The organism is Streptomyces sp. BR1, from assembly GCF_052373795.1.
Taxonomy (GTDB): Bacteria; Actinomycetota; Actinomycetes; order Streptomycetales; family Streptomycetaceae; genus Streptomyces.
Map to the genome: position 1 here is coordinate 2,840,751 of NZ_CM126252.1, position 25,196 is coordinate 2,865,946.

General features: G+C 71.7%; 29 protein-coding genes. 7 read left to right on the top strand and 22 right to left on the bottom strand.

The window, feature by feature from the left end; translation table 11 throughout:
• Positions 1-4 precede the first annotated feature (4 nt).
• From ACT1U9_RS12060 to ACT1U9_RS12070, 3 genes are read left to right on the top strand one after another with little or no spacing between them, the layout of a single operon-like run.
• On the top strand, positions 5-724 hold the full coding sequence (locus tag ACT1U9_RS12060) for a hypothetical protein (protein WP_444538335.1): 720 nt from the start codon (positions 5-7) through the stop codon (positions 722-724).
• An 11-nt stretch (positions 725-735) separates the two neighbouring features.
• A complete protein-coding gene (locus tag ACT1U9_RS12065) occupies positions 736-1,035 on the top strand; it encodes an RNase A-like domain-containing protein (RefSeq protein WP_444538336.1) in 300 nt (99 codons plus the stop codon).
• A 13-nt stretch (positions 1,036-1,048) separates the two neighbouring features.
• A complete protein-coding gene (locus ACT1U9_RS12070) occupies positions 1,049-1,711 on the top strand; it encodes a contact-dependent growth inhibition system immunity protein (RefSeq protein ID WP_444538337.1) in 663 nt (220 codons plus the stop codon).
• On the opposite strand, the gene ACT1U9_RS12075 is transcribed toward ACT1U9_RS12070, so the two are convergent.
• Together ACT1U9_RS12075 and ACT1U9_RS12080 are read right to left on the bottom strand one after the other, a co-directional pair.
• On the bottom strand, positions 1,695-2,060 hold the full coding sequence (locus ACT1U9_RS12075) for a hypothetical protein (RefSeq protein WP_444538338.1): 366 nt from the start codon (positions 2,058-2,060) through the stop codon (positions 1,695-1,697). The genes ACT1U9_RS12070 and ACT1U9_RS12075 overlap by 17 nt on opposite strands.
• 50 nt (positions 2,061-2,110) lie before the next feature.
• Positions 2,111-2,737 carry a hypothetical protein gene (locus ACT1U9_RS12080; RefSeq protein ID WP_444538339.1) on the bottom strand — a complete coding sequence of 209 codons (627 nt, stop codon included), beginning with the start codon at positions 2,735-2,737 and terminating at the stop codon, positions 2,111-2,113.
• Positions 2,738-2,893: 156 nt separating this feature from the next.
• On the opposite strand from ACT1U9_RS12080, the gene ACT1U9_RS12085 reads away from it, so the two are divergent.
• Positions 2,894-3,757, top strand: a complete 864-nt coding sequence (locus tag ACT1U9_RS12085; RefSeq protein WP_444538340.1) for an NAD(P)-dependent oxidoreductase — start codon at positions 2,894-2,896, stop codon at positions 3,755-3,757.
• 57 nt (positions 3,758-3,814) lie between these two features.
• Here the strand turns inward: ACT1U9_RS12085 and ACT1U9_RS12090 are convergent, their stop codons facing one another.
• The 8 genes from ACT1U9_RS12090 to tsaB all read right to left on the bottom strand — a co-directional run bounded on the left by ACT1U9_RS12090 (position 3,815) and on the right by tsaB (position 9,679).
• On the bottom strand, positions 3,815-4,303 hold the full coding sequence (locus ACT1U9_RS12090; RefSeq protein ID WP_444538341.1) for a VOC family protein: 489 nt from the start codon (positions 4,301-4,303) through the stop codon (positions 3,815-3,817).
• A 79-nt stretch (positions 4,304-4,382) separates the two neighbouring features.
• Positions 4,383-5,642, bottom strand: coding sequence for an RNA polymerase sigma factor (locus tag ACT1U9_RS12095; protein ID WP_444538342.1), 1,260 nt, complete (start codon positions 5,640-5,642; stop codon positions 4,383-4,385).
• A gap of 72 nt (positions 5,643-5,714) precedes the next feature.
• Positions 5,715-6,071, bottom strand: coding sequence for a YciI family protein (locus ACT1U9_RS12100; protein ID WP_444538343.1), 357 nt, complete (start codon positions 6,069-6,071; stop codon positions 5,715-5,717).
• A gap of 176 nt (positions 6,072-6,247) precedes the next feature.
• A complete protein-coding gene (locus ACT1U9_RS12105; protein ID WP_444538344.1) occupies positions 6,248-7,102 on the bottom strand; it encodes a polysaccharide deacetylase family protein in 855 nt (284 codons plus the stop codon).
• 60 nt (positions 7,103-7,162) lie between these two features.
• Positions 7,163-7,429: a hypothetical protein gene (locus ACT1U9_RS12110; RefSeq protein ID WP_444538345.1), complete on the bottom strand. Its 267-nt coding sequence runs from the start codon at positions 7,427-7,429 to the stop codon at positions 7,163-7,165.
• Positions 7,426-8,532, bottom strand: a complete 1,107-nt coding sequence (gene tsaD, locus ACT1U9_RS12115; protein ID WP_444538346.1) for a tRNA (adenosine(37)-N6)-threonylcarbamoyltransferase complex transferase subunit TsaD — start codon at positions 8,530-8,532, stop codon at positions 7,426-7,428. The genes ACT1U9_RS12110 and tsaD overlap by 4 nt, the downstream gene beginning before the upstream one ends.
• A complete protein-coding gene (gene rimI / locus ACT1U9_RS12120) occupies positions 8,532-9,005 on the bottom strand; it encodes a ribosomal protein S18-alanine N-acetyltransferase (RefSeq protein WP_444539081.1) in 474 nt (157 codons plus the stop codon). Before rimI ends, tsaD begins: the two co-directional genes overlap by 1 nt.
• A 20-nt stretch (positions 9,006-9,025) precedes the next feature.
• Positions 9,026-9,679, bottom strand: a complete 654-nt coding sequence (gene tsaB / locus ACT1U9_RS12125; protein ID WP_444538347.1) for a tRNA (adenosine(37)-N6)-threonylcarbamoyltransferase complex dimerization subunit type 1 TsaB — start codon at positions 9,677-9,679, stop codon at positions 9,026-9,028.
• 118 nt (positions 9,680-9,797) lie between these two features.
• On the opposite strand from tsaB, the gene ACT1U9_RS12130 reads away from it, so the two are divergent.
• A complete protein-coding gene (locus tag ACT1U9_RS12130) occupies positions 9,798-10,382 on the top strand; it encodes a hypothetical protein (RefSeq protein ID WP_444538348.1) in 585 nt (194 codons plus the stop codon).
• 108 nt (positions 10,383-10,490) lie between these two features.
• Here ACT1U9_RS12130 and ACT1U9_RS12135 read toward each other — a convergent pair whose 3' ends face one another.
• From ACT1U9_RS12135 to glmS, 8 genes are all read right to left on the bottom strand, one after another.
• Positions 10,491-10,673 (bottom strand): hypothetical protein, encoded by a 183-nt coding sequence (locus ACT1U9_RS12135; protein ID WP_444538349.1) that lies wholly within the window; start codon positions 10,671-10,673, stop codon positions 10,491-10,493.
• Between the two features lie 165 nt (positions 10,674-10,838).
• A complete protein-coding gene (gene tsaE / locus ACT1U9_RS12140) occupies positions 10,839-11,345 on the bottom strand; it encodes a tRNA (adenosine(37)-N6)-threonylcarbamoyltransferase complex ATPase subunit type 1 TsaE (RefSeq protein ID WP_444538350.1) in 507 nt (168 codons plus the stop codon).
• Entirely contained in the window at positions 11,317-12,528 is a 1,212-nt protein-coding gene (locus ACT1U9_RS12145) for an alpha/beta fold hydrolase (RefSeq protein WP_444538351.1), read from the bottom strand. The genes tsaE and ACT1U9_RS12145 overlap by 29 nt, the downstream gene beginning before the upstream one ends.
• Positions 12,529-12,598: 70 nt before the next feature.
• Entirely contained in the window at positions 12,599-13,753 is a 1,155-nt protein-coding gene (gene alr, locus ACT1U9_RS12150) for an alanine racemase (protein ID WP_444539082.1), read from the bottom strand.
• A gap of 41 nt (positions 13,754-13,794) precedes the next feature.
• Positions 13,795-14,781 (bottom strand): L,D-transpeptidase family protein, encoded by a 987-nt coding sequence (locus ACT1U9_RS12155; RefSeq protein ID WP_444538352.1) that lies wholly within the window; start codon positions 14,779-14,781, stop codon positions 13,795-13,797.
• Between the two features lie 140 nt (positions 14,782-14,921).
• Positions 14,922-16,352, bottom strand: a complete 1,431-nt coding sequence (locus ACT1U9_RS12160) for an NAD(P)H-hydrate dehydratase (protein WP_444538353.1) — start codon at positions 16,350-16,352, stop codon at positions 14,922-14,924.
• A gap of 88 nt (positions 16,353-16,440) precedes the next feature.
• Positions 16,441-16,809, bottom strand: coding sequence for a holo-ACP synthase (locus ACT1U9_RS12165; RefSeq protein ID WP_188276366.1), 369 nt, complete (start codon positions 16,807-16,809; stop codon positions 16,441-16,443).
• Entirely contained in the window at positions 16,806-18,653 is a 1,848-nt protein-coding gene (gene glmS / locus ACT1U9_RS12170) for a glutamine--fructose-6-phosphate transaminase (isomerizing) (protein ID WP_444538354.1), read from the bottom strand. Before glmS ends, ACT1U9_RS12165 begins: the two co-directional genes overlap by 4 nt.
• Positions 18,654-18,811: 158 nt before the next feature.
• Here glmS and coaA point away from each other — a divergent pair, with 158 nt between their 5' ends.
• Entirely contained in the window at positions 18,812-19,801 is a 990-nt protein-coding gene (coaA, locus tag ACT1U9_RS12175; protein WP_444538355.1) for a type I pantothenate kinase, read from the top strand.
• A gap of 84 nt (positions 19,802-19,885) precedes the next feature.
• On the opposite strand, the gene glmM is transcribed toward coaA, so the two are convergent.
• The 4 genes from glmM to ACT1U9_RS12195 form a co-directional block, all read right to left on the bottom strand.
• The gene (glmM, locus tag ACT1U9_RS12180; protein WP_444538356.1) at positions 19,886-21,244 is read right to left on the bottom strand and encodes a phosphoglucosamine mutase; all 1,359 of its coding nucleotides are present in this window, start codon (positions 21,242-21,244) and stop codon (positions 19,886-19,888) included.
• A gap of 130 nt (positions 21,245-21,374) precedes the next feature.
• Positions 21,375-21,899 (bottom strand): 30S ribosomal protein S9, encoded by a 525-nt coding sequence (gene rpsI, locus ACT1U9_RS12185; RefSeq protein ID WP_188276370.1) that lies wholly within the window; start codon positions 21,897-21,899, stop codon positions 21,375-21,377.
• A gap of 41 nt (positions 21,900-21,940) precedes the next feature.
• Positions 21,941-22,384: a 50S ribosomal protein L13 gene (gene rplM, locus ACT1U9_RS12190; protein ID WP_444538357.1), complete on the bottom strand. Its 444-nt coding sequence runs from the start codon at positions 22,382-22,384 to the stop codon at positions 21,941-21,943.
• A gap of 278 nt (positions 22,385-22,662) precedes the next feature.
• Positions 22,663-24,285, bottom strand: a complete 1,623-nt coding sequence (locus ACT1U9_RS12195) for an ABC-F family ATP-binding cassette domain-containing protein (protein WP_444538358.1) — start codon at positions 24,283-24,285, stop codon at positions 22,663-22,665.
• A gap of 56 nt (positions 24,286-24,341) precedes the next feature.
• Here ACT1U9_RS12195 and ACT1U9_RS12200 point away from each other — a divergent pair, with 56 nt between their 5' ends.
• A complete protein-coding gene (locus tag ACT1U9_RS12200) occupies positions 24,342-25,193 on the top strand; it encodes a hypothetical protein (protein ID WP_444538359.1) in 852 nt (283 codons plus the stop codon).
• Positions 25,194-25,196: the final 3 nt, after the last annotated feature.

A 25,196-nucleotide genomic window follows, 5' to 3' on the forward strand; every position in this document is an offset into this window, starting at 1 on the left:
CACCGTGTCATTCCGCCAAGAGACGATCGAGTATTTCCGGCTGGCCGGTGCCAGAACCCTCCTGGAACCGTTCCGGCACGGCACGCTGCCCGGCGATCCCGGGGAATGGCAGCCCGCTCTGGCTCCGCTGATCCGGGGCCTGGCGAATTCCGCGGAGGGGGGCGGCCGGAACCTCTACGAGATCGCGGCCGAACTCCGCCTGGCAGCGGACCTCTTCGCCGCGGCCGCGTCGGATCTGCCGCCCGCCCTGCAACACATTCCCTCGGCGAATCCCGCCGACCGCACCCCGACAGTACTCCGGGAAATCGCGGCCCATGTCGAGGAATGGAACAGCCTCCCCCAAACCGAGGCGACGCCCACGACAAGGGAACTCCTGCTCCGCTTCCCCCGCCTGACCCAGGTGCTGTCCGTCTATTTCGGCCAGGACGGCATCGCGATCTCCGACGAGATGAGCGACGCCACGGTCGAAGAGGGCATCCAGATGTGGATCGCCCGGGTCCACCCCGCCTGCTCCGGCGAACTCCCGGGCGTGGCCGCCGAATGCACCGAGGCACTGGCGCTCTTCCACGACGAGGACACCCTGGACCGCTTCTTCGCCCAGGAACTCGGCGGCGGCTCGGGCGACGCGGACTTCGTGGACTTCCTCCCCCTGCTGGCGAAGCTGTGCATCGCCCACATGAAGGAATTCCACCCTCCGGTCTGGCAGACCGACCTGAGACGATAGGCGACCTGGCAATGCGTAACCGTTCCGCCACCTACCCCGACCGCGCCACCGCCCAATGGGCCACCCAGCACGTGGTGACCCACAACGAGCAGGTCATTCATCGGTGGCTCGGGCAGTCGACCCGGGAGCGGCTCGCCGTCGAGGCCGCTTGGCCGTCGCGGGAGGAGCCGGTCGGGCGGGTGCTGTTGCAGGCCATGATGCTGGCCGGGCGCGGGGCCGTCGAGGTGCGGGCCGCGCGGGTCGTGCTCAAGCGCAGCGACGCCAGCCCGCTCGGCTTCACCGTGCACGCCACCTTCCCCGTCTACCTCTAGAGGCCAGAGCCCTATGTCCCTCAAGCCGCTTGAACACGACCGTAAGTACGGGGAGTTGGATCAGGTTCTGCGGGCCTATCTCGGGCTCGCCGCCGACGATACGCCCGAGACGCGCAGTGTCGCCCTCGATGCCTATCTGCGGCACACCTGGCACACCCGGCCCTGGGCGCTGGCCACCGCCGAGGCGCAGCTTCGGGAGTACGCGAAGAATCCGCCCGGGCGGCTCCGGCTGCGGCTCGGGGAGTTCTATCCCGTGCCCGATGTGGGGCTCGCCGAGTCCGCGATCCAGGCCTGGCTCGTCACGCTGGCCGACCATATTCGGCACAGTGTCGAAGAAGGTGAGGTGCCGCCGCCCGGCGCACCCCTTACCCACTGGGAGTGGCATGCCCGCTTCCCCGAGCTCGGGCAGCTGCTCGGTGGGTGGTTCTCGCAGGACATGCCGGATGAGTTCGACGACCACGACGCCGCCATGGACGACTATCTGGGCAGTACCGCGACCGATCTGGTCGCCCGGCTCACCGGGGAAGTGCACGAACTCCTCGGGTTGGGGCTCGACGAGTCCGGGTACGCCGACGCGCTCGCCGAGCTCGGCATGGAGGTCGACCCGCCCGCCCCGTACGGCCCCGGCGCCTGGCTCACCGGCGTGGCCGAGCGGCTGGTCACGCGAGGTCCGTGAGCTCCTCCGCGTACACCTGGGACAGCGGCTGCGGACCCACGTACTGCTGGCAGTTGCACTGACCGGACTCGAAGCGGACCGGCTTCTTCGACTCGTCCCACGCCACCGGCACCTCGACCCGCTCATGGCACTTGCCCTGCTTGTCGTGCTTGGCGAGGTGGTGGGTGCAGCCGCAGACCGGCTCGGGGGGCCGGTTCGCGGCCTCCACGGCCAGCCGCTCGCGCTTGGCCGCCTCAAGGCGCTCCATCTTGCGCTCGTGGCGGGTGCGCAGCGCGGTGCGCGCGTTGTCGGCCGCCCAGCCGAAGCCACCCATCCAGAAGACGATGAGGACCCACCAATACCATTCCATTTGCTGCCTCTTCCCCGTGAAACGCGCGTCCGTACGTTCCGTACGCGCGTTCAGGATAGGTGCGCCGGCGCCAGGAACCGAAGGGCCCAGCGGCGGTGCTTCAGGGCCTTCGTCACCGCGATCAGACCCATGAGCCAGCACACCAGACCCAGGCCCATCCCGAGGACCACCATCCCGTAGGTGTCGGCGCCGGGCCGGGCGCTCGCCGGGACCGCCACGCACACGTACAGCCCCAGCGCGCACATCAGGCCGCCCGGCAGCAGCCAGCCGAGGACCGGGCCGCCCGCGCGCAGCGCGGCGTCCGCCGGGTTACGGTCCAACTCGGCCCACTGCGCGAACAGTTCCCGGATCCGCGCGTCCTTGCGCACCCCCGCCGCTATCGCGATCGACGTCGGCACGAGGGTGGCCACCCCGATCACCAGGCAGACGAAACCGAACAGCAGCGACAGCGCGTCCAGCGCCTCCGTGAACGCGATCACCGCCGTCCCCGTGAACGCCCAGCCCGTCGCCAGCAGCACCGCCCAGCCCCAGTGCGCCGCGATCCGCCCGGGGCCGAGGAGGCGGCCGAGCAGATCGTTCAGGACGCCCGCCCGGTCGGCCAGGAGCGCGTCACGGTCCGGCCAGGCACGGATCTCCGCAGGTGGCGGCGGGGGTGGGAGGGGCGTGCGCGGTGACATGAGCACGAGATTACCGGCGGTCTCAGGCCCCGCTGAGCCCCGTCCCGCACGCACCAATGGGTAAGTACGCACTTATTAGTGGGTACTTGTCGGGACCCGCGACCCCACCGAGACTCGAAACAGATCAACAACGCGCCCGGAAAAGGAGAGTTCGCGATGAGTTCGGTATCGGTCGTCGGCCTGGGGGCCATGGGGAGCGCCCTGGCGCAGGCCCTGCTCACGGCGGGGCACGACACCACGGTCTGGAACCGCACGCCCGCGAAGGCGGACCCGCTCGTGGAGCGCGGCGCCCGACGGGCCGCCACCGTCGCGGCGGCCGCCGAGGCGAGCGATGTGGTCGTCTTCTGCCTTCTCGGATACGCCGATGTGCACGCGCTGGTCGACACGGACGGCGCCGCGCTGCGCGGCCGGGTCGTCGTCAACCTCACCAACGGATCCCCGGCACAGGCCCGTGAACTGGCCGACAAGGTGCGGGCGCTGGGCGCCGACTACCTCGACGGCGGCATCATGGCCGTCCCCGCGATGATCGGCCGACCCGAGTCCATGGTGCTGTACAGCGGCTCGACGATCGCCTTCGAGGGGCACCGCGAGACGCTGAAGGTCTTCGGCCGCGCGGTCTACCTCGGCGACGACGCGGGCCAGGCACCGCTGCACGATCTGGCGCTGCTGACCGGCATGTACGGGATGTTCGCCGGTTTCCTCCAGTCGGTGGCGCTGGTGCGCTCGGCGGGCGGGGACGTCGAGGAGTTCGCGACGGCGCTGCTCGTCCCGTGGCTGCAGGCCATGTCGGGCGGTCTGCCCGCGATGGCCGCGCAGGCGGCCAAGGGCGAGTACGCGACGACGGGGTCCAACCTCGCCATGCAGGTCGTGGCGCACGACGCGCTCGGCGACCTCGGCCGCGCCCAGGGCATCGGCGCCGACCTCCTCGCCCCGCTCTTCGACCTGATGCGGCGGCGTGCGGCGGACGGGCACGGGGACGAGGACATCGCGAGCGTGGTGGAGCTGCTGCACAAGCGGTGACGGCGCCGGGGTGCGTGGCCGGGCCGCCCCCGTAAGGGCCCGGCCGCCAGCCCCCGTTCACTTCCCCTCGTACGCCTCCCGCAGCCCCGCCACGTCCAGCTTCCCCATCGCCATCATGGCCTTCACCGCGCGGTCCACGCCCGCCGGGTCGCCGCCGCTCAGGATCTCCTGCATCTGGCGCGGGACGATCTGCCAGGACAGGCCGTACTTGTCCTTGAGCCAGCCGCACGGGCCCTCCTCGCCGCCGTCGGCGGTGAGCTTGGCCCACAGCTCGTCGACCTCGTCCTGGTCCTCGCAGGTCACGGCGAGCGAGATGGACTCGTTGAAGCTCCAGTTCTGCGGGCCGCCGTTGAGGGCGGTGTACCGCTGGCCCGCGAGCTCGAAGGTGATCGTCATGACGGAGCCGGTCTTGCCGGGCGCCGCGTCCGTGTACCGCGTGCTGTCGACGATCCGCGAGTCGCCGCCGAAGACGGAGACGTAGTACTTCGCGGCCTCCTCGGCCTGGTCGTCGAACCAGAGGAACGTCTGGATCTTCTGTGCGGACATGGGTGCTGCCTCCCGATCGGCCGGGCCGTCCGGCGGATGCCGGCGGCTGTGAAAGGTAGACTGGGCCCGCCCGGGAAACTCATCGCCCTCCCTGAGCCCGCCCCCGCAACAGCTCCCGCTCCCGCTCGTTGCGCGTCAGCTCCGCCGCCCGGGCGAACTCCGCACGGGCCTCCGTAGCGCGGCCGAGCCGTTCCAGCAGGTCGCCCCGGACGCTGGGCAGCAGATGGTAGGCGCGCAGGGCCGGGTCGGCGGCCAGCGCGTCGACGATCGCCAGGGCCGCCTCGGGCCCCTCGGCCATGGAGACGGCGACCGCCCGGTTCAGCTCCACCACCGGCGACGGGGCGATGGCCGCGAGCCGCCGGTACAGCGCGGCGATCGCCGCCCAGTCGGTGTCCTCGTACGCCGGGGCCTGCGCGTGGCAGGCGGCGATGGCGGCCTGGAGCGCGTACGGGCCGGGCGGGCCGCCGAGTTCGCCCGCGCGGGTCAGCGCCGCGAAGCCGCGCCGGATCAGCAGCCGGTTCCAGCGCGAACGGTTCTGGTCGGCGAGCAGCACCGGCGCCCCCGAGGCGTCCGTACGGGCGGCGGTGCGCGACGCCTGGATCTCCAACAGGGCCGCCAGCGCGTGCACTTCGGGCTCCTTCGGCATCAGCGCCGAAAGGACCCGGGCCAGCCGCAGCGCGTCCTCGCACAGGGCGGGCCGCACCAGGTCATCCCCGGCGGTCGCCGCGTACCCCTCGTTGAAGACGAGGTAGATGACCTCCAGGACGGATCCCAGACGTGCCGCGCGCTCCGGCCCGTACGGCACCTCGAAGGGAACCTGCGCCTTGGCGAGGGTCCGCTTGGCGCGCGAGATGCGCTGGGCGACGGTCGCCTCCTGGGCCAGGAACGCGCGCGCGATCTCGTCCGTCGTCAGCCCGCCGAGCAGCCGCAGCGTCAGGGCGATGCGGGCCTCGGTGGAGAGCACGGGGTGGCAGGCGGTGAAGATCAGCCGGAGCAGGTCGTCGTCGATGCCGTCACCGTCGCCGACGTCCTCGATGTCCGGGTCCCAGGCGGCCTCGTCGAGGTCGCGGCCGATCTCGGCGAGCTTGCGCGCGTACGTCTCGCGGCGGCGCACCAGGTCGACGGCCCGGTGCCTGGCGGTGGCCGTGAGCCAGGCACCCGGATTGTCCGGGACGCCGGTCTCGGGCCACCGCTCCAGCGCGGCGACCAGCGCGTCCTGCGCCAGTTCCTCGGCGATGCCGACATCCCGTACGACCCGGGCGACGGCGGCGATGACGCGCGCGGACTCGATCCGGAAGACGGTCTCGATGGCCTGGACGGCGTCCTGTTCGGTACTCACAGGCAGTCATGAGAGCACCGGCGCCGCCCGGCGGCAATCGGCGGCAATCGGCACCGCAAGCAGTTCTCGGGCTCAGCCCTCGAAGATCTCGCGGAGCTCGGACGTCACCGTCCAGTGGTCCTCGTGGATCGTCAGGAAGCGCTTGACCCACTCCAGGGCCTCGGCGCGGTCCTTGCACTGCATCAGCGCGTAGCCGCCGACGACCTCCTTGGACTCCGTGAACGGGCCGTCGGTCGTCGAGAGCTTCCCGCCGGACCAGGTGACCCGGGTGCCCTGCGCGCTCGGGGTGAGGCCACCGGTGTCGAGCAGGACCCCGGCCTTGGTCATCTCCTCGATCAGGGCGCCCATCCGCTGCATCAGCTCGGCGCTGGGGCCCTCGGCGGGAGTCTCGGCCTCGTTGATACGGACCATCGACAGGTAGCGGGGCATGGTGTTCTCCTCGGGTGGCGAGAGGGCGGTGGTAGCGGGGCTGTTCCCCGCCTCTCACTCCGCCTTCTCACTCATACGTCGAACGGCCGGACCCGGATTCGACACGGCCCGAGGATTTTCCCGGAGATTTTTTCGCACCCGGTTTCGCGGCCCTGCCGGACCCGTCGGACCTGGTCCTAGACGTAGTCCTCCAGCCGCGCCACCGTGAACCCCTGCTCCTGGATGTGGCGGAGCATGTTCGCCGTCATCTCCGTCATCGTGTGGCCCTTGAGCTCACTCTTGCCCCGGAAGTGGGCGAGGATGATGTCGCCGGGGTGCAGCTTCTTGTCGCCGCGCTGGTACTGCATGTTCTGGATCTGCATCGACTCGCGCCACAGCACGATCGCCTGGGGCCCGCACTCCTTGACCGCCGCGCGCGTGGCCTCGTTCCAGTTGCCGTACGGCGGACGGAAGAGCCGGGGGGCCTTGCCGTACTCCTTGGTCAGCTTCTCCTGCTGGCCGCATATCTCGTGCTGCTGCTTCGAACCGCTCTCCGTACGCATGTTGGGGTGCGTCAGGGTGTGGTTCTCGATCGCGTTGCCGAGCGCCTGGAGAGGCTTGAAGTACGCCTTGTTGTTGCTGATGGCCGCGTCGGTCAGGAACATCGTGAAGGGGACCTTCAGGTCCTGCATCATCTCGACGAACTTGGGGTCCTTCTCGGCCCCGTCGTCGAACGTCACGAAGACGATCTTCTTGTCCGTGGGGATGTCGCTGATCACCGGGACCTCGCCCGGCTTCAACTTCACGGGCTTGTCGGCCGGGGGCGCGGGCGGCGCGGGGAAGGGCTTGAGGCCCCACTTGCGGTACGCGGCCTCGTTCGCGGCGCCGTTGTCGTCGGCGGGGGCCGACGCCGAGGGCTTCCCGGGCGCCGCGCTGTCGCCCGTCTTCGCCGGAGAGTCCCCGGAGCCGCCCGACGAACCGGCCGAGCAGCCCGTGGCCAGCAACACCCCGCTGAGGACCAGTGCCGCCGCTGCCGCGCTCTTCTTACCCACTGTGAACCAACCGTCCGAACCGCCGACTCGTATATGCCTGCGTACCCATCGATGCAGAATTCAGGCCCGAGGTTCCACTTCGAGCGACTCGAACCGCCAGCGGTGCACCGCCCGGGTCACCAACCCGCCGTCGGGCTCGGGGAGTTCGGGCAGTTCGGCGTCGTACGCCGCGTCCCACCAGGTGATCACCAGAACGCGGTCCTGGGGCGCCGCGAAGACCTCCCGGCGCACGGGCACGGACGGCAGCGACTGGGCGCGGGCCCAGTCAAGGAGCTCCGCGCCCCGGCCCTCGACCGCCCGCGCCTCCCACATCAGAGCGACCGTCACGAGTACAGGTTCTCCTTGCTGATCTCGTGCACATGGTCGTGATCGTGGTCGTGCGAGTGGCCGGGCACATGCGGGTCCGTCACCGGAAGCGAGGAGTCCGCCGACAGCTCCAGGTCGGAGGCGGGCCGGTTGCGGGCCACCATCTCGGCGCCGAGCGCCGCCACCATCGCCCCGTTGTCGGTACACAGACCGGGCCGGGGCACCCTCAGCCGGATGCCCGCCCGCTCGCACCGCTCCTGGGCGAGCGCGCGCAGCCGCGAGTTGGCGGCCACGCCGCCGCCGATCATCAGGTGGTCGACGCCCTCGTCCTTGCAGGCCCGTACGGCCTTGCGGGTGAGCACGTCGACGACGGCCTCCTGGAAGGACGCGGCCACATCTCGTACGGGAACGTCCTCGCCCGCCCGGCGCTTGGCCTCGATCCAGCGGGCCACGGCCGTCTTCAGACCGGAGAAGGAGAAGTCGTACGCGGCGTCGCGCGGGCCGGTCAGACCGCGCGGGAACGCGATCGCGGTCGGGTCGCCCTCCCTGGCGAGCCGGTCGATCACCGGGCCGCCCGGGAAGCCGAGGTCCAGGACGCGGGCGATCTTGTCGAAGGCCTCGCCCGCCGCGTCGTCGATGGTCGCGCCCATGGGACGCACGTCGGCGGTGATGTCGGGCGCGAGCAGCAGCGAGGAGTGGCCACCGGAGACGAGCAGCGCCATCGTCGGCTCGGGCAGCGGCCCGTGCTCCAGCTGGTCGACGCAGATGTGCGAGGCGAGGTGGTTGACGCCGTACAGCGGCTTGTTGAGCGCGTACGCGTACGCCTTGGCGGCCGAGACGCCGACGAGCAGCGCGCCCGCCAGGCCCGGACCCGCCGTCACCGCGATGCCGTCGAGGTCCTTGGCGGAGATCCCGGCGGTCTTCAGGGCGCGCTCGATGGTGGGGACCATCGCCTCCAGGTGCGCGCGCGAGGCGATCTCCGGCACCACGCCGCCGAACCGGGCGTGGGTGTCCACGCTGGACGCGACGGCGTCGGCGAGCAGCGTCGTCCCGCGCACGATGCCGACGCCGGTCTCGTCGCAGGAGGTCTCGATACCGAGTACGAGCGGTTCGTCAGCAGCCATCAGTCAGTCTCTTCTGTTTCTCGGTCGTGTTCCTGGACGATCAGTCGCATCACGAGCGCGTCGACGTTGCCCGGCTGGTAGTAGCCGCGCCGGAAGCCGATGGGCTCGAAGCCGAAGCGCTCGTAGAGCTTCTGGGCCCGGGTGTTGTCCACACGTACTTCGAGCAGGACCTCGTCGCACTCGAAGGCGGTGGCGTGCTTGAGCAGATCGGTCAGGAGCCGGGCGCCGAGCCCGGTCCCCCACTGGTCGCGGGCGGCGGCGATGGTCTGCACATCGCCGAGCCCGCCGGCCGCCGCGAGGCCCGCGTAGCCGACGAGACGGCCCTCTTCGTCCTCGGCGACCACATAGCGCCGGGTCGCGCCCGGGCCCCGGGCGTGCGCCAGCTCCGACCAGAACATCCCGGCCGACCAGGCGTCCTCGGGGAAGAGGTCGTGTTCGAGGGCGAGCACCGGCGCTATGTCCCACCAGCGCATCTCCCGGAGCGCGACGCCGCTCACTGGGGAGTGACCACCTTGTAGTTCTTGGGCACCTGCGCGTCCGGGCGGCGCAGATACAGCGGCGTGGGCGCCAGGAACTCGGCGCCCGCCGCCAGCCGCTCGGCCGCCAGCGAGGCGAGCGCCGCCGCCGACTGGTGCTCCGGGCCGCGCGCGTCAGGGAACACCTCGGGGTAGAGCAGCGCGCCCGCGCCGACCACCGGCACCCCGGCGACCTGCTCGGCGATGTCGGCGGGCCGGTCGACGGACGGCTCGCCCACCCGGGTGCGGAAGTCGTCGTAGCGCGCCCAGTAGACCTCCTTGCGGCGGGCGTCGGTGGCGACCACGAACGGCCCCTCGATCCCGGAGGCGTAGGCGAGGCCGTCGAGCGTGCACAGGCCGTGGACCGGCACACCGAGCACCGAGCCGAAGGTCGCGGCCGTCACCAGACCGACGCGCAGTCCGGTGTACGGGCCGGGGCCGACCCCGACGACCAGGTCCGTGACGGCGTCGAGCTTCAGCCCGGCCCCGGCGAGCACCTTGTGGACGGCGGGCAGCAGCAGCTCCCCGTGTCTGCGGGCGTCCACCTGACTGGTCTCGGCGACGACGTCCGTGCCGTCGTGCAGGGCGACGGTGACGGCGGGGGTGGCGGTATCAACGGCGAGCAAGAGCACGCGAACAGCCTACGGCCACGGCGCCGGGGGCACGGCGTCCCGCCCTGGCCGCCCCCGGCTGCTACCGTCAGCCGCAGATATATGACCGGCAGGTGTGTTCGTACGAAAGGGGAGCCAGGTGGCACGGAGCAGCTCGGGATTTGTGGCCGGGCTCACCGCGGCGGCGCTGGCCGTGGTCGGCTTCCTCGCCTACCAGGCGTCGGCGAGCGCCCCCTCGAAGGCGGACCTCGCGGCCCCGGGCACCACCGTCTCACCGGCCCCGCACGCCTCGCCCGCCGTACCGCCCAAGGGCTCGGCCCCCGGCAAGGCCGTGACGGCGCTCCCGGAGAACACCGGCGTCGGCCCGCGCACCGTGTACTCGCTGAGCGCCAAGCGCGTCTGGCTGGTCGGCACGAAGGCCCTGAAGGGCCAGCCGCCGAAGAACTTCGACGTCATGCCCGCGACGGTCAACCCGAAGCCCGGCACGTACGCGGTGACCTCGCGCTCCAGCAAGGTCACCGGCTCGGACGGCGTGGAGATCGAGCACGTGGTCCGCTTCACCGCCGTCGACTCCGTGACGATCGGCTTCAGCGCCGCCGTCAACGGCGCGGTCGCCAGCCCCGACCCGAGCAAGCGCACCGGCGGCATCCGCATGAAGCGCGAGGACGGGAACGCGCTGTGGACGTTCGCGACGATCGGCTCGAAGATCGTCGTGGTGCCGTAGCCGATCAGGGGCGCGGGGCTGTGACATTTGCGGCTCCGCCGCGTGGGCGCGAGCAACCCCCACCGGCCCGCAGACGAAACGACCACCTTCAAGACACACCCGAAAGGGTTACGCCGCATCCCGCCGCACGCCGCGTGCATCCTTCTCCGCGGCATCGGCCGAAGGCCGCTCCGGCTCGGCCGGTTTCGGCGGAGTGGAGACCGCGTTCGCGGCCGCGCAGGACGCCAGCAGATCGCTCATCGACACACCCTGCGCGCCCCTGGGCTGCGCCTTGGGCTCCGACACGGTCATGGCGGCCTCCCGGCTCCTGGAGAAGGCGTGGTTAGGTAGACCTAACCAGGTCTCTGCCTCCATGTGACCACGCCCGGCGGGACCCGCGCAACATTTTGCCGACGGCTTGTCGGAACGTACGTATCCCTCTCACATCCCGCGCGCCGCAGCGGACTTCTCCAGGGACTACAGCCCCTCGACGCCGGCGCCCGACCAGCGCGCGCCGAGACCCCGCACGGTGACCGCGCGGCGGTCGTCGTCCGTCTCGCCGACCACGCGGTCGATCACGACGTGCAGCCGGTCCTCGGACAGCTCCTCGACCTTGCCGTCGCCCCACTCCACGACCACCACGGACTCGGGCAGCGAGACGTCGAGGTCGAGGTCCTCCATCTCGTCCAGACCGCCGCCGAGCCGGTACGCGTCGACGTGCACGAGCGCCGGGCCGCCGGTCAGGGACGGGTGGACGCGGGCGATCACGAAGGTGGGGGACGTCACCGCGCCCCGCACCCCGAGGCCCTCGCCGAGGCCGCGCGCGAGCGTCGTCTTGCCCGCGCCGAGTTCACCGGTGAGCAGGACGAGGTCGCCGGGTCGCAGCAGTTTGGCGATCCGGCGCCCCAACTCCTGCATTTCGGCCGGGGAGTGGAGAGTGAGCCGGGTCGTGGCCTCAGCTGCCTGGCTGTGCGGTGCTTCCATACGTGCCAACGTTAGTCGCCTCCGGCACCGCCCCGACCCGCGCCAGCAGGTCCGCGAGGCGGTCGGTGACCGTCTCGGGGTGCTCCAGCATCACCAGGTGCCCGCCGTCCGGGACGATGACGAGCTCGGAGTCGGGCAGCCGGTCCGCGATGGACTCGCTGTGCGAGCTGGGCGTCACCAGATCGCGGTCACCGGCCAGGACCAGGACCGGCACCTCGGCGAAGATCTGGAGCGCCGCCGCCTTGTCGTGGTCGTCGAACGCCGGATAGAACTCCGCGACCACGTCGATCGGTGTTCCTTCGATCATTCGCTCGGCAAACCGTGCGATCGCCGGGTCGACGTCCTTGGAGGAGAACGAGTAGCGCTTGATCGTCCCCGCGAACAGGTCGGCCGTGGCCCGCCGCCCCCGCTCCACCAGCTCCGCCTGCGAGCCGAGCGCCTTCAGGACGCCGGGCAGGATGCGGCGCACCGCGTTCACGCCCGCCACCGGCAGCCCGTAGCTGACCTCGCCGAGCTTGCCCGAGGACGTCCCCACGAAGGCGACGCCGACGACCCGGTCGCGGATCAGCTCCGGGTACTGGTCGGCGAGCGCCATGACCGTCATGCCGCCCATGGAGTGCCCCACGAGCACCAGCGGCCCCTCGGGCGCCGCCGCGTCCAGGACCGCCTTGAGGTCGCGGCCCAGCTGGTCGATGGTGACGGGCTTGCCCTGGGCCTGCGCCTCGCCGCGCGCGGAGCGGCCGTGGCTGCGCTGGTCCCAGTGGACGGTCCGCACGACCCCGCGCAGCGCGGCCCGCTGGAAGTGCCAGGCGTCCTGGCTGAGGCAGAAGCCGTGCGAGAAGACGACGGTGACGGGCGCGGGCGCCTTGCGGCCGAACAGCCGCCGCCGGCGCGGTCCGTCGCCGTTGCCGGCCGGCTCGACCTCGTCGCTCTCGTAGTAGAGCTCGGTGCCGTCGTCGGAGTACGCGCGCCCCGGCATCCCGCGCAGGGCGCCGTACGGGCCGGTCGCGTCAAGCGCGAGCCGGGCCTTCTTGCGCATGCCGCGCCCGACGGTGAGCCGCTCCACCGCGACCCCGGCCGCCGCGCCCGCCGCCACCACGCCTATCGCGGCGCCGGCCAGGCCCGCCCGGCGCCAGCCGCCCGTGGCCGCCTGCACCACGTCCCCCGCGCTGGTCTCGCTCACCGTGCCGCTCCCGTGGTTCTAGTGATCGGACAGTCGTACGTTCGCTTACCGGGCCCGTACGTTCATTCGCTCAGCTGTCGGAACCGTCGTTCGGATTCTCGTTCAGATAGACGCGCGGAACGCGCGAACCGATCCGCGTGACGATCTCGTACGCGATGGTGTCCGCCGCCCGCGCCCAGTCCTCGGCGCTCGGCTCGCCCCGGTCGCCGGGCCCGAACAGGACCGCGTCCGCGCCCGGCTCGACGGTGTCCCCGTCGAGGTCGACCACGAACTGGTCCATGGCGACCCGGCCCGCGACCGTGCGCACCTTCCCGCCGACCAGGACCGGCCCGCGCCCGGAGGCGTGCCGGGGAATGCCGTCCGCGTACCCGAGCGGAACCAGCGCGAGGTTGGTCTCGGCCCTGGTGACGTAGTGATGCCCGTAACTGACGCCGTGACCCGCCGGGACCTGCTTGGCCAGCGCCACCGACGCGGCCAGCGTCATCACCGGACGCAGCCCGAAGTCGGCCGGGGTGCCGAGCTCGGGCGCGGGGCTGACGCCGTACATCGCGATGCCGGTCCGTACGAGGTCGAAGTGCGACTCGGGGATGGTGAGCGTGGCCGGCGAGTTGGCGATGTGGCGCACCTCGGGGTCGACGCCCTCCTTCTCCGCGTACGCCAGGAGCTCGCGGAAGACCGTGAGCTGGGCGGCGATGGAGGGGTGGCCGGGCTCGTCGGCGCAAGCGAAGTGCGACCACAGGCCGGTGACGCGGACCTCGGGGGTGGCCAGCGCGGCCTGGACGAGCTCGGGCCAGTCGGCGGGCTGGCAGCCGTTGCGGCCGAGCCCGGTGTCGGCCTTGAGCTGGATACGGGCGACGCGTCCGGCGGCACGGGCGGCCTCGGTGACCTCCCGCAGCGCCCACATCCCGCTCACGGACACATCGATGTCCGCCTCGATCGCCTCGCGCCACGGCCCGCCGGGCGTCCACAGCCAGCACAGCATCCGGCCGCCGATCCCGGCCGCGCGCAGCGCCAGGGCCTCCTGCGGAGTGGCGGTGCCGACCCAGGCGGCGCCCGCCTCGACCGCGGCCCGGGCACACGGCAGCGCGCCGTGCCCGTACGCGTCCGCCTTCACGACGGCCATGAGCTGCGCGCCCGGGGTACGGGCACGCAGCGCACGGACGTTGGCGCGCAGCGCGGCCAGATCGATCTCGGCGCGGGCCCGGGTGTGCACTGTCTGAGTCATCGCGGTCATCGCGCCAAGTCTCTCAGAGCTCACACCCGGCCTCAGGAACCGGGCCGGTGCCCCCAGATGTGCACCGCGTCACCCTTGCGCAACACGCCCCACAGCCGCCGGGCGTCCGAGTAGGTCAGATTGACGCACCCGCGCGAGCCGACGGTGGAGTAGACGTTGTCGTAGATCCCGTGGAACGCCTGCCCGCCGCTGAAGAACTGGGCGTACGGCATGGGGGCGTGGTAGATCGTCGACCAGTGGTTCTTGTGCCGCCAGTAGACGGGGTAGGTGCCGGTCCGGGTGGCGTAGCCGGGGCGGCCGGACCGGATGGGGACGGGCCCGAAGTCGACGGTCTTCCCCTTCTGCACCCACATGAGCTGCCGATCCAGATCGACGCAGGCGATGCGGCTTTTGCGTACGGGGCAGTGGCCGGCGGCGTTCGGGCGGTCCCTGGCGGCGAGCAGCCGGATGGTGCCCCAGGTGACGGGTCCGGCGAAGCCGTTGCTGGGCCGGATCCCGCGCTCGGTCTGGAACCGGCGGACCGCGGCGCAGTCGGCGACGGACTGCTTCCCGTCGACGGGCAGCTTGAGCCACCGCTCGACCTGCCGCTGGTAGGGCCCGGTCTGCTTGCTGCACGCGACGGCGCCGACTTCGTTACCGGGCACGTACTCGACGAGCCGCCCGGCGCTCGTCGGCGCGACGGGCTCGACGGCGTCCTCGGCGGGGCCGGGCTCGTAGACGAGAGGCGGCAGCACCTGGTCGGGCGTGTCCATGAGATACGGGATGTCGCCGGGGGCGCGGGGCTCGCCGGGGACGAGGGATTCGAGGCCGAGAGGGGCGGCTTCGCCGGGGGCGGGGGCGCCGGGTCCGTGGGTGCCGGGGGCGGGGGGCGCGGGGGCGGGGCCCGGGTGCGGGGGGACGGGGTAGGAGTCGGCCGGGGCTGCGGTGCCCAGGGCGAGGGTGGCGGCGAGGGCGAGGCCGCCGAGGACGCGTTTGCGTCGGTTGAGGGTGAGGCGTGGCGGGATGCGTCGTTCGCTCATGGGCCCAGCGAACCGTCGGGGCCGGGCGTGTCGCGGACGCCGCGCGGGGCGGGGCGCGCGCCGTCATCCGGCCGGGTCTCTCGCCCCACCCCGCCCCTTCGCCTAAACCCTCCGGGGGTGAAACGCCCCGGCGGGGCGCATCACTCGTACACGTCGCGCCACGCCGACGGCAGCGACGCCGCGACGGCCGAGGCCGTCAGGGGGGCGGCCGACGCCGCACGCCGGGCCGCCAGACCGTGGAGGTACGCCCCCACAGACCCCGCATCCCGCGCAGAAAGCCCCGCAGCCAGCAACGACCCAGCCAGACCGGACAGCACGTCACCACTCCCGGCCGTCGCCAACCACGGCGTACCCGTGGAGTTGACCCGGACAGGCAACCGATCGCCCGGGTCGGCGACAAGAGTGCTCGACCCCTTCAGCAGCACCGTCGCCCCGTACCGAGAAGCCAGCTCCCGCACCGACCGCAACCGTGACGCCTCCACCTCCCCCCGGCTCACCCCGAGCAGCGCCGCCGCCTCCCCGGCATGCGGGGTGAGCAGGGTGGGCGCGGTCCGGGCCCGTACGGCATCGGCGTCCAGACCACGCAACCCGTCCGCGTCGACGAGCACCGGCACATCGGAGGCGAGGACGTCGGCGACCCCGGGCGCGTCCCCGAGGCCCGGGCCGACCACCCACGCCTGGACCCGCCCCGCCTTGGCCGGCGGCCCGTCCGAGACCAGCGTCTCCGGGAACCGGGCCACGACCCCGTCGGCGGCGTGCCCCACGTACCGCACGGCCCCCGCGCCACCGCTCAGCGCGCCCGCCACCGCGAGCACCGCCGCGCCCGGATAGCGCGCGGACCCGGCGACGATCCCGACCACCCCCCGCCGGTACTTGTCGCTCTCGCCCGCCGGCACCGGCAACAGCTGCGCCACGTCCGCGTGTTGGAGCGCCTCGCAGTCCGGCACGGACGGCAGGAAGTCGTCGAGACCGATGTCCACGAGCCGTACGGCACCGGTGTACGCGTGCGCGGGGTCGATGAGCAGGCCGGGTTTGTACGTCCCGAACGTGACCGTCGCGTCGGCGTGCAGCGCCTCCCCGGCCACCTCGCCGGTGTCCGCGTCGACACCGCTGGGGAGGTCGACGGCGACGACGAGCGCGTTGGAGCCGCGGGCCGCGCGGGCCACGGGGACCGCGTCGGGGCGCAGGCCGCCGTGGCCGCCGATGCCGGTGATGCCGTCGAGGACGAGGTCGGCGGCGGCGAGTACGTCGTACGGGTCGTCGGCGACGCGGCCGCCGGCCCTCAGCAGCGCGGTGAGGCCGCCGGGGTGTGCCCTGTCCGGCGCGAGCAGTACGGCGCTGACGCCCGCGCCGCGTCGGGCCAGGCGGGCGCCGGCGTACAGCGCGTCGCCGCCGTTGTCCCCGCTGCCCGCCAGGACGACGACTCTGGCGCCGTACACCCGGCCGAGGATGCCGGCGCAGGCTGCGGCCAGTCCGGCGGCGGCGCGCTGCATGAGCGCGCCCTCGGGGAGGCGGGCCATCAGCTCCCGCTCGGCGGCCCGGACGGTCTCCACGCGATAAGCGATACGCATGGGTCCACCCTTCCGAATCCCGCGCCCGCCTGCCACCCCGACAACCCCGGGAGTCATCCCTCGGGGCTTCGCCCCCGGGAGAACCGCCTCACCCCTCCGCGATCACCACCGCCGACGCCACCCCCGCGTCATGGCTGAGCGACACATGCCACCCCCGCACCCCCAGCGCCTCCGCCCGCGCGGCCACAGTCCCCCGTACCCGAAGGCGTGGCTGGCCGCTCTCCTCCACGTACACCTCCGCGTCGGTCCAGTGCAGGCCCGCCGGCGCGCCCAGGGCCTTCGCCAGCGCCTCCTTCGCGGCGAAGCGGACCGCCAGGGACGCCGTGCCCCGGCGCTCCCCGCTCGGCAGCAGCAACTCCTGCTCCACGAACAGCCGTTGGAGCAGAGCAGGTGTGCGCTCCAGGGACTCGCCGAAGCGCTGCACCTCGGCCACGTCGATCCCGACCCCGATGATCACTCGACGGTCACCGACTTCGCGAGGTTGCGCGGCTGGTCGACCTCGTTGCCCCGCGCCGTGGCCAGCTCGCAGGCGAAGACCTGGAGCGGGACCGTGGCGACGAGCGGCTGGAGGAGCGTCGGCGTGGCCGGGATGCGGACCAGATGGTCCGCGTACGGCACCACCGCCTCGTCCCCGACCTCCGCGATCACGATCGTCCGCGCCCCCCGCGCCCTGATCTCCTGGATGTTGGAGACGATTTTGTCGTGCAGAACAGACCGACCCCTCGGGGACGGGACCACGACCACCACGGGCAGATCGGGCTCGATCAGTGCGATCGGGCCGTGTTTCAGCTCCCCCGCCGCGAACCCCTCCGCGTGCATATACGCCAGTTCCTTGAGCTTCAGCGCGCCCTCCAGCGCCACCGGGTAGCCCACATGGCGGCCCAGGAACAGCACCGTGTTCTTGTCCGACAGCGAGCGCGCCAGCTCCCGTACCGGCTCCATCGTCTCCAGGACCCGGTCGACGTCCTGCGCGATCGACGCCAGGTCGCGGATGACCGCCTGGATCTCGTCGCCCCACTTCGTGCCGCGCACCTGGCCCAGGTACAGGGCCACCAGGTAGCAGGCGACCAGCTGGGTCAGGAACGCCTTCGTGGACGCGACGGCGACCTCGGGGCCCGCGTGCGTGTACAGGACCGCGTCCGACTCGCGAGGGATCGTCGAGCCGTTGGTGTTGCAGATCGCCAGCACCTTCGCGCCCTGCTCGCGCGCATGCCGCAGCGCCATCAGGGTGTCCATGGTCTCGCCGGACTGCGAGATCGCGATCACCAGGGTGCGCTGGTCGAGGATCGGGTCCCGGTAGCGGAACTCGCTGGCGAGCTCCGTCTCGCAGGGGATCCGTGTCCAGTGCTCGATCGCCAGCTTCGCGATCATGCCCGCGTGGTACGCCGTACCGCACGCCACGATCACGACCTTGTCGACCTCGCGCAGCACCGCCGCCGGGATGCGCACCTCGTCGAGCGTCAGCGACCCCGCCGCGTCGATGCGGCCGAGCAGCGTATCGGCCACGGCCTTGGGCTGCTCGGCGATCTCCTTGAGCATGAAGTAGTCATAGCCCCCCTTTTCGGCGGCCGACGCGTCCCAGTCCACGTGGTACGACCGCACCTTCGCGGGAGCCCCGTCGAAGTCGGTGACCGACACACCGTCCCGCCGCAGCTCCACGACCTGGTCCTGACCCAGCTCGATCGCGGACCGCGTGTGGGCGATGAACGCGGCCACGTCCGAGGCGAGGAAGGACTCACCCTCTCCAACGCCCACCACCAGCGGGGAGTTCCGCCGCGCCCCGACCACCACGTCCGGCTCGTCCGCGTGCACCGCGACCAGCGTGAACGCGCCGTCGAGCCGCCGGCACACCTGCCGCATCGCCTCGGCCAGGTCCTCGGTCGACGAGTACGCCTCGGCCAGCAGATGCGCCACGACCTCGGTGTCCGTCTCGGAGGCCAGCGTGTGGCCGCGCTCCTCCAGCTCGGCCCGCAGCGCCGCGAAGTTCTCGATGATCCCGTTGTGGACGACCGCGACCCGGCCCGCGTTGTCCAGGTGCGGGTGGGCGTTGGCGTCGGTGGGGCCGCCGTGGGTGGCCCACCGGGTGTGCCCGATGCCCGTGGTCCCGCTCGGCAGCGGGCCGTCGACCAGCGCCTTCTCCAGATTGACGAGCTTGCCCGCCTTCTTGGCGGCGGCCAGGCCCCCGTCGGCGAGGACCGCGACCCCCGCCGAGTCGTAGCCCCGGTATTCGAGGCGCTTCAGACCGGCGATGACAACATCGAGCGCTGACTGCGCTCCCACGTACCCGACGATTCCGCACATGGCGGCAGCCTACGACCGTACGGGCGCTCCATGGGCGGCACTCGCGCGGCATGCCCGCAGGCGGGTCGGCACGCGACCCACCGGCCTGCCCGCACGCGGGGTTCGCACGTGACCCACCCCACCCCCCACTTCCGGCCGCCACCCCCGACAATGGCCATGTGATCACTTCGCCGCCACGAAGCGCCCACCGCCGGGCGGACTCGACACCGTACGTAGACCTGACCCGCAGCGAGTGGAGCGCGCTGCGTGACAAGACGCCGCTGCCGCTGACCGCCGAGGAGGTGGAGCGGCTGCGCGGGCTCGGCGACGTCATCGACCTGGACGAGGTGCGGGACATCTATCTGCCGCTGTCCCAGCTGCTCAACCTGTACGTGCAGGCCACCGCCCAGTTGCGCGGCTCCCTCAACACGTTCCTGGGCGACGCGGGCAACGGCCACGGCGCCCAGCGCGGCACCCCGTTCGTCATAGGCGTGGCCGGATCGGTGGCCGTCGGCAAGTCCACGGTCGCGCGCCTGCTCCAGGCGATGCTGGCCCGCTGGCCCGAGCACCCGCGCGTGGAGCGGGTCACCACCGACGGCTTCCTGTACCCGATGGCCGAGCTGCAAAGACGCGGCCTGATGTCGCGCAAGGGCTTCCCCGAGTCGTACGACCGCCGGGCGCTCACCCGGTTCGTCGCCGACATCAAGGCGGGCAAGGACGAGGTCACCGCCCCCGTCTACTCGCACCTCATCTACGACATCGTGCCCGGCGAGCTGCTCACCGTGCGCCGCCCGGACATCCTCATCGTCGAGGGCCTGAACGTCCTGCAGCCCGCCCTGCCCGGCACCGACGGCCGCACCCGGGTCGGCCTCGCCGACTACTTCGACTTCAGCGTGTACGTGGACGCGCGCCCCGAGGACATCGAGACCTGGTACCTGAACCGTTTCCGCAAGCTGCGCGAGACGGCCTTCCAGAACCCGTTCTCGTACTTCCGCAAGTACACCCAGGTCTCCGAGGAAGAAGCCCTCGACTACGCCCGCACCACCTGGCGGACCGTCAACCGGCCGAACCTGGTGGAGAACGTGGCGCCCACCCGCGGCCGCGCCACCCTTGTCGTCCGCAAGGGTCCCGACCACAAGGTCCAGAAGCTGTCCCTGCGCAAGCTCTGACTGGCCGGCCAAAAAAACGAGCGGGCCCGCCGGGGAACTCCCCCGGCGGGCCCGCTCGTTGAGCGTACGAAGTACGCAAGAGGCCTAGCCCAGCGCGGACTTCACGACGTCCGCCAGGCGACCGGCCACCGACCGGGCCTGGTCGATGTCGGCGGCCTCGACCATCACGCGCACCAGCGGCTCGGTGCCCGAGGGGCGCAGCAGCACGCGGCCGGTGGAGCCCAGCTCGCGCTCGGCCTCGGTGACCGCGGAGGTCAGCTCGGCGGAGGTGGAGACGCGGGACTTGTCGACGTCCGGGACGTTGACCAGGACCTGCGGCAGACGCTCCATGACGCCGGCCAGGTCGGCCAGCGTGCGGCCGGTCGCGGCGAGGCGCGCGGCCAGCATCAGACCGGTGAGCGTGCCGTCGCCGGTGGTGGCGTGGTCGAGGATGATCACGTGGCCGGACTGCTCGCCGCCGAGCGCGTAGCCGTGCTCCTTCATCGACTCCAGGACGTAGCGGTCGCCGACGCCCGTCTGGACGACGGAGACGCCCTCGCGCTCCATCGCGATCTTGAAGCCGAGGTTGGACATCACCGTGGCGACGACCGTGTTGCCCCGCAGGGTGCCCGCCTCGCGCATGGCGAGGGACAGGACGGCGAGGATCTGGTCGCCGTCGACCTCGTTGCCCTGCGCGTCCACGGCCAGGCAGCGGTCCGCGTCCCCGTCGTGCGCGATGCCGAGGTCGGCGCCGTGCTCGACGACGGCGGCCTTCAGCAGGTCCAGGTGGGTCGAGCCGCAGCCGTCGTTGATGTTGAGCCCGTCCGGCTCGGCACCGATCGTGACGATCTCGGCCCCGGCCCGCGTGAACGCCTCGGGCGAGACGTACGCGGCGGCGCCGTGCGCCTCGTCGAGGACGACCTTCAGCCCGTCGAGACGGTTGGGCAGCACACCGATGAGGTGGGCGACGTACTTGTCGAAGCCCTCCTCGTACGTACGGACGCGGCCCACACCGGCGCCGGTCGGCCGCTCCCACGGCTCGCCCGTGCGGTGCTGCTCGTAGACGCGCTCGATGCGGTCCTCCAGCTCGTCGGCGAGCTTGTGGCCGCCGCGCGCGAAGAACTTGACACCGTTGTCCGGCATGGCGTTGTGGCTGGCGGAGAGCATCACGCCGAGATCCGCGCCGAGGACCCCGGTGAGATACGCCACGGCCGGGGTCGGCAGCACACCGACGCGCAGCACGTCGACGCCCGCGCTCGCCAGACCCGCGACGACCGCGGCCTCCAGGAACTCGCCGGACGCGCGGGGGTCACGACCGACCACCGCGGTGGGCCGATGGCCCGCGAACGTACCCGCCTCGCCGAGCACGTGCGCCGCCGCGACCGACAGGCCGAGCGCGAGCTCCGCCGTCAGATCCGCGTTGGCCACGCCGCGTACACCGTCCGTGCCGAAGAGTCGTCCCACTGCTGTCCTCCATTGCGATCCACCAGGCGCCGCACCCGGACGCCCACCATGGGTGTAAAAACAACGCCGCCCCGGCAGCACCAAGAGTGCTGCCGGGGCGGACGAGAGCCGTACAGGCGGCAGGCGCGATTTAGCGCTTGCTGTACTGCGGGGCCTTGCGGGCCTTCTTGAGACCGGCCTTCTTGCGCTCGACCGCACGGTCGTCGCGGGAGAGGAAGCCGGCCTTCTTCAGCGCCGGGCGGTTGTTCTCGACGTCCGCCTCGTTCAGCGCACGGGCCACACCGAGGCGCAGGGCGCCGGCCTGGCCGGAGACGCCGCCACCCGAGATGCGGGCGATGACGTCGTAGCGGTTGTCGAGCTCGAGCACCTTGAAGGGCTCGTTGACTTCCTGCTGGTGGACCTTGTTCGGGAAGTAGTCCTCGAGCGTACGCCCGTTGATCTTCCACTTGCCGGTGCCCGGGACGATCCGGACGCGGGCGATGGCGTTCTTGCGACGACCCAGGCCGGCGGCCGGCTGCGGGTCACCGAAGCGGGAAGCCATCGACTCGGTGGTGTACTCGCCCTCGACGGGGACCTCGGACTCGAAGGTGGTGACCTCCGCGTAGGTCTCTTCGCCCTCGGTGTCGACGGGGGTCTCGACAGTGGTCTCGGCCACGATGCTCCTCAGATTCTTTTCTGTTTAGGGGGTGGCCGGAACTACTGCGCGACCTGGGTGATCTCGAACGGCACCGGCTGCTGGGCAGCGTGGGGGTGCTGGTCGCCCGAGTAGACCTTCAGCTTCGAGAGCATCTGACGGCCCAGGGAGTTCTTGGGGATCATGCCGCGGATGGCCTTCTCGACGGCCTTCTCCGGGTTGTTCGCCAGGAGGTCGTCGTAGCGCACGGAGCGCAGACCGCCCGGGTAGCCGGAGTGGCGGTAGGCCATCTTCTGCTCGCGCTTGTTGCCGGACAGGTGAACCTTGTCGGCGTTGATGATGACGACGAAGTCACCCATGTCCATGTGGGGCGCATACACAGGCTTGTGCTTGCCCCGGAGGAGGTTGGCGGCGGTGGTCGCCAGACGACCCAGGACGACGTCCCGGGCATCAATGACGTGCCACTGGCGAGTGATGTCGCCGGGCTTGGGGCTGTACGTACGCACGGTCGTAGCCTTCGCTTCTCAGTGGTGGATGGGGTCCAGACACATTGCACCCTGAAGCGATCATGCAGCTGGGGCTCACAATGCCGGGGACGCTGCCCGTATGCGAGCCACTGGTAACTGCTCCAGAGAACCTACGTAAGGGCCCTTCGCGTGAGAACGACCAAGCCAATACGCATAACAAACCAGAAGAATACCCGGGTGCCCCGAGCGGGTCAAAACCGCCAAGGGCCCGACCCGGCCGGATTCGACCGGATCAAGCCCTGGCCTGCACAAACGCCCTAGCGGGCGCGCTCCACCCGGCGCTCGTCCCACACCGGCTCGCTGGTCTCCCGTACGACACCGTCCGAGCCGAAGACCAGATAGCGGTCGAACGTCTTCGAGAACCAGCGGTCGTGGGTGACGGCGAGGACCGTGCCGTCGTAGGACTCCAGGCCGTCCTGGAGGGCCTCCGCCGACTCCAGGTCGAGGTTGTCCGTCGGCTCGTCCAGGAGCAGCGCGGTCGTGCCCGCGAGCTCCAGGAGGAGGATCTGGAAGCGGGCCTGCTGGCCGCCGGAGAGCTTCTCGAAGGGCTGGTCGCCCTGCCGCTCCAGCTCGTACCGCCGCAGCACCGACATCGCCCCGCCCCGGTCCTTGGCGTGCTCCGTCCACAGGATGTCGACGAGCGTGCGGCCGAGGAGCTCGGGGTGCGCATGGGTCTGGGCGAAGTGCCCGGGCAGCACGCGCGCGCCCAGCTTCCACGTACCCGTGTGCGCGACCGAAGGATCGCCCGCCAGCAGCCGCAGGAAGTGCGACTTGCCCGAGCCGTTCGAGCCGAGGACCGCGACCCGCTCGCCGTAGTAGATCTCCAGCGAGAACGGCTTCATCAGCCCGGTCAGCTCAAGGTTCTCGCAGGTCACAGCACGTACGCCGGTACGACCACCGCGCAGCCGCATGGTGATCTCCTGCTCGCGCGGCGGCTCGGGCGGCGGCCCGGCCTCCTCGAACTTCTTGAACCGCGTCTGCATCGCCCGGTACCGCGAGGCCATGTCCGGGCTGATCGCCGCCTGGTTGCGCAGCCGCAGCACCAGCGCCTTCAGCCGCGCGTGCTCCTCGTCCCAGCGCCGCTTCAGCTCCTCGAAGCGCGCGAAGCGCTCCTTGCGGGCGTCGTGGTACGTGGCGAAGCCGCCACCGTGCACCCACACGTCCGTACCGGCCGGGCTCGGCTCCAGGCTCACGATCTTCTCGGCCGCCCGCGACAGCAGCTCCCGGTCGTGGGAGACGAAGAGGACCGTCTTACGGGTCTCCTTCAGCTTCTCCTCCAGCCAGCGCTTGCCCGGCACGTCCAGATAGTTGTCCGGCTCGTCCAGGAGCAGCACCTCGTCCGGGCCGCGCAGCAGCGCTTCCAGGACGAGCCGCTTCTGCTCGCCGCCGGAGAGCGTGCGCACCTGGCGGAACTGCGCCTTGTCGTACGGCACGCCCAGCGCGGCCATGGTGCACATGTCCCAGACCGTCTCGGCCTCGTAGCCGCGCGCCTCCGCCCAGTCGGACAGCGCCTGCGCGTACGTCATCTGCGCGGCCTCGTCGTCGACCGTCATGATCAGGTGCTCGGCCCGGTCCACCTCGGCCGCCGCCGCCCGGATCCTCGGCTGCGACACCGAGACCAGCAGGTCACGTACGGTGCGCTCGTCCCGCACCGAACCGACGAACTGCGGCATCACCCCGAGCCCGCCGCCCACGGTGACGCTGCCGCCGTGCGGCTGGAGCTCACCGCAGATCATCCGCAGCAGGGTCGTCTTGCCGGCGCCGTTCGCCCCGACCAGGGCCACCACCGCGCCCTCCCCCACCCGGAACGAAGCGTCGCCGAGCAGCACCCGCCCGTCCGGCAGGTAGTACTCCAGGTGTGCGGCCTCTACATGTCCCATAGGCGGATTGTCGCCCACGGGGGACTCCGGACCACAACCGAATTAGGATGCGCGCCATGAGCTTTGGGCAAGGGGGACCCTCGTGGGGCCCGGGGGACAACGGCGGCACACCGGACTGGGCTGCGCTCGCCGACGAGGCCGCGGCGCGCAGCCGCCGCAAGCGGTGGCTGCTGATCGGCGGCGGCGCGGTGGCCACGGCCGCCGTCGTGGCGATCGTCGCCACCGCGATCGTGACCACGGGCAGCTCCAAGGACGACAGCAAGTCCGCGAGCGAGCTGCCCTCGCCCCAGACCCTGCCCAGCGACACCGCGCAGCCGCAGCCGTCGTTCTCGTCGGTGGCGCCGCCTCCCCCGCCCAACCCGCACGACTTCATATCCAGCGCCAAGAAGGACAAGGCGCCGCTCAGCGCCGACACGCTCTTCCCGGGCAAGACGCTGAAGATGGGCGACCGCACGTACACCAAGGGCCCGACCGCCCGGACCACCAACTGCTCCTCCGCGACGCTCGGTTCGCTCGGTTCGGCTCTGGAGTCCAACGGCTGCGAGCAGGTCATCCGGGCCACGTACGTGAAGGACGGCGTCGCCGTCACCATCGGTGTCGCCACCTTCGAGACCGAGGCGAAGGCCAACAAGGCCAAGCAGGAGGCGGGCATCGGCCTCGCCCCGCTGGCGGGCGACGGGGTCCCCGGGTTCTGCGACGGCGGCCACTCCGTCTGCCGCAACCTCTCCAACTCGTACGGCCGGTACGCCTACTTCAGCATCACCGGCTACACCAACGGCAAGAGCGTCACCAAGGGTGACAAGAACGCGTTCGCCCCGGGCGACGACCTGTCCGAGTTCACGTTCCGTCAGATCGTCGCCCGGGGCGAGGCACAGGCGTCGGCGGCGGCTGCGGCACCCGCCCGCTGACCA

Bases quoted from the DNA above. Each gene is read 5' to 3' on its own strand.
- ACT1U9_RS12065 (WP_444538336.1), top strand. From the start codon at position 736: ATGCGTAACCGTTCCGCCACCTACCCCGACCGCGCCACCGCCCAATGG.
- ACT1U9_RS12070 (WP_444538337.1), top strand. From the start codon at position 1,049: ATGTCCCTCAAGCCGCTTGAACACGACCGTAAGTACGGGGAGTTGGAT.
- ACT1U9_RS12075 (WP_444538338.1), bottom strand. From the start codon at position 2,060: ATGGAATGGTATTGGTGGGTCCTCATCGTCTTCTGGATGGGTGGCTTC.
- ACT1U9_RS12080 (WP_444538339.1), bottom strand. From the start codon at position 2,737: ATGTCACCGCGCACGCCCCTCCCACCCCCGCCGCCACCTGCGGAGATC.
- ACT1U9_RS12085 (WP_444538340.1), top strand. From the start codon at position 2,894: ATGAGTTCGGTATCGGTCGTCGGCCTGGGGGCCATGGGGAGCGCCCTG.
- ACT1U9_RS12090 (WP_444538341.1), bottom strand. From the start codon at position 4,303: ATGTCCGCACAGAAGATCCAGACGTTCCTCTGGTTCGACGACCAGGCC.
- ACT1U9_RS12100 (WP_444538343.1), bottom strand. From the start codon at position 6,071: ATGCCCCGCTACCTGTCGATGGTCCGTATCAACGAGGCCGAGACTCCC.
- tsaD (WP_444538346.1), bottom strand. From the start codon at position 8,532: ATGGCTGCTGACGAACCGCTCGTACTCGGTATCGAGACCTCCTGCGAC.
- rimI (WP_444539081.1), bottom strand. From the start codon at position 9,005: ATGCGCTGGTGGGACATAGCGCCGGTGCTCGCCCTCGAACACGACCTC.
- ACT1U9_RS12135 (WP_444538349.1), bottom strand. From the start codon at position 10,673: ATGACCGTGTCGGAGCCCAAGGCGCAGCCCAGGGGCGCGCAGGGTGTG.
- tsaE (WP_444538350.1), bottom strand. From the start codon at position 11,345: ATGGAAGCACCGCACAGCCAGGCAGCTGAGGCCACGACCCGGCTCACT.
- alr (WP_444539082.1), bottom strand. From the start codon at position 13,753: ATGACTCAGACAGTGCACACCCGGGCCCGCGCCGAGATCGATCTGGCC.
- ACT1U9_RS12155 (WP_444538352.1), bottom strand. From the start codon at position 14,781: ATGAGCGAACGACGCATCCCGCCACGCCTCACCCTCAACCGACGCAAA.
- ACT1U9_RS12160 (WP_444538353.1), bottom strand. From the start codon at position 16,352: ATGCGTATCGCTTATCGCGTGGAGACCGTCCGGGCCGCCGAGCGGGAG.
- glmS (WP_444538354.1), bottom strand. From the start codon at position 18,653: ATGTGCGGAATCGTCGGGTACGTGGGAGCGCAGTCAGCGCTCGATGTT.
- ACT1U9_RS12195 (WP_444538358.1), bottom strand. From the start codon at position 24,285: ATGGGACATGTAGAGGCCGCACACCTGGAGTACTACCTGCCGGACGGG.
- ACT1U9_RS12200 (WP_444538359.1), top strand. From the start codon at position 24,342: ATGAGCTTTGGGCAAGGGGGACCCTCGTGGGGCCCGGGGGACAACGGC.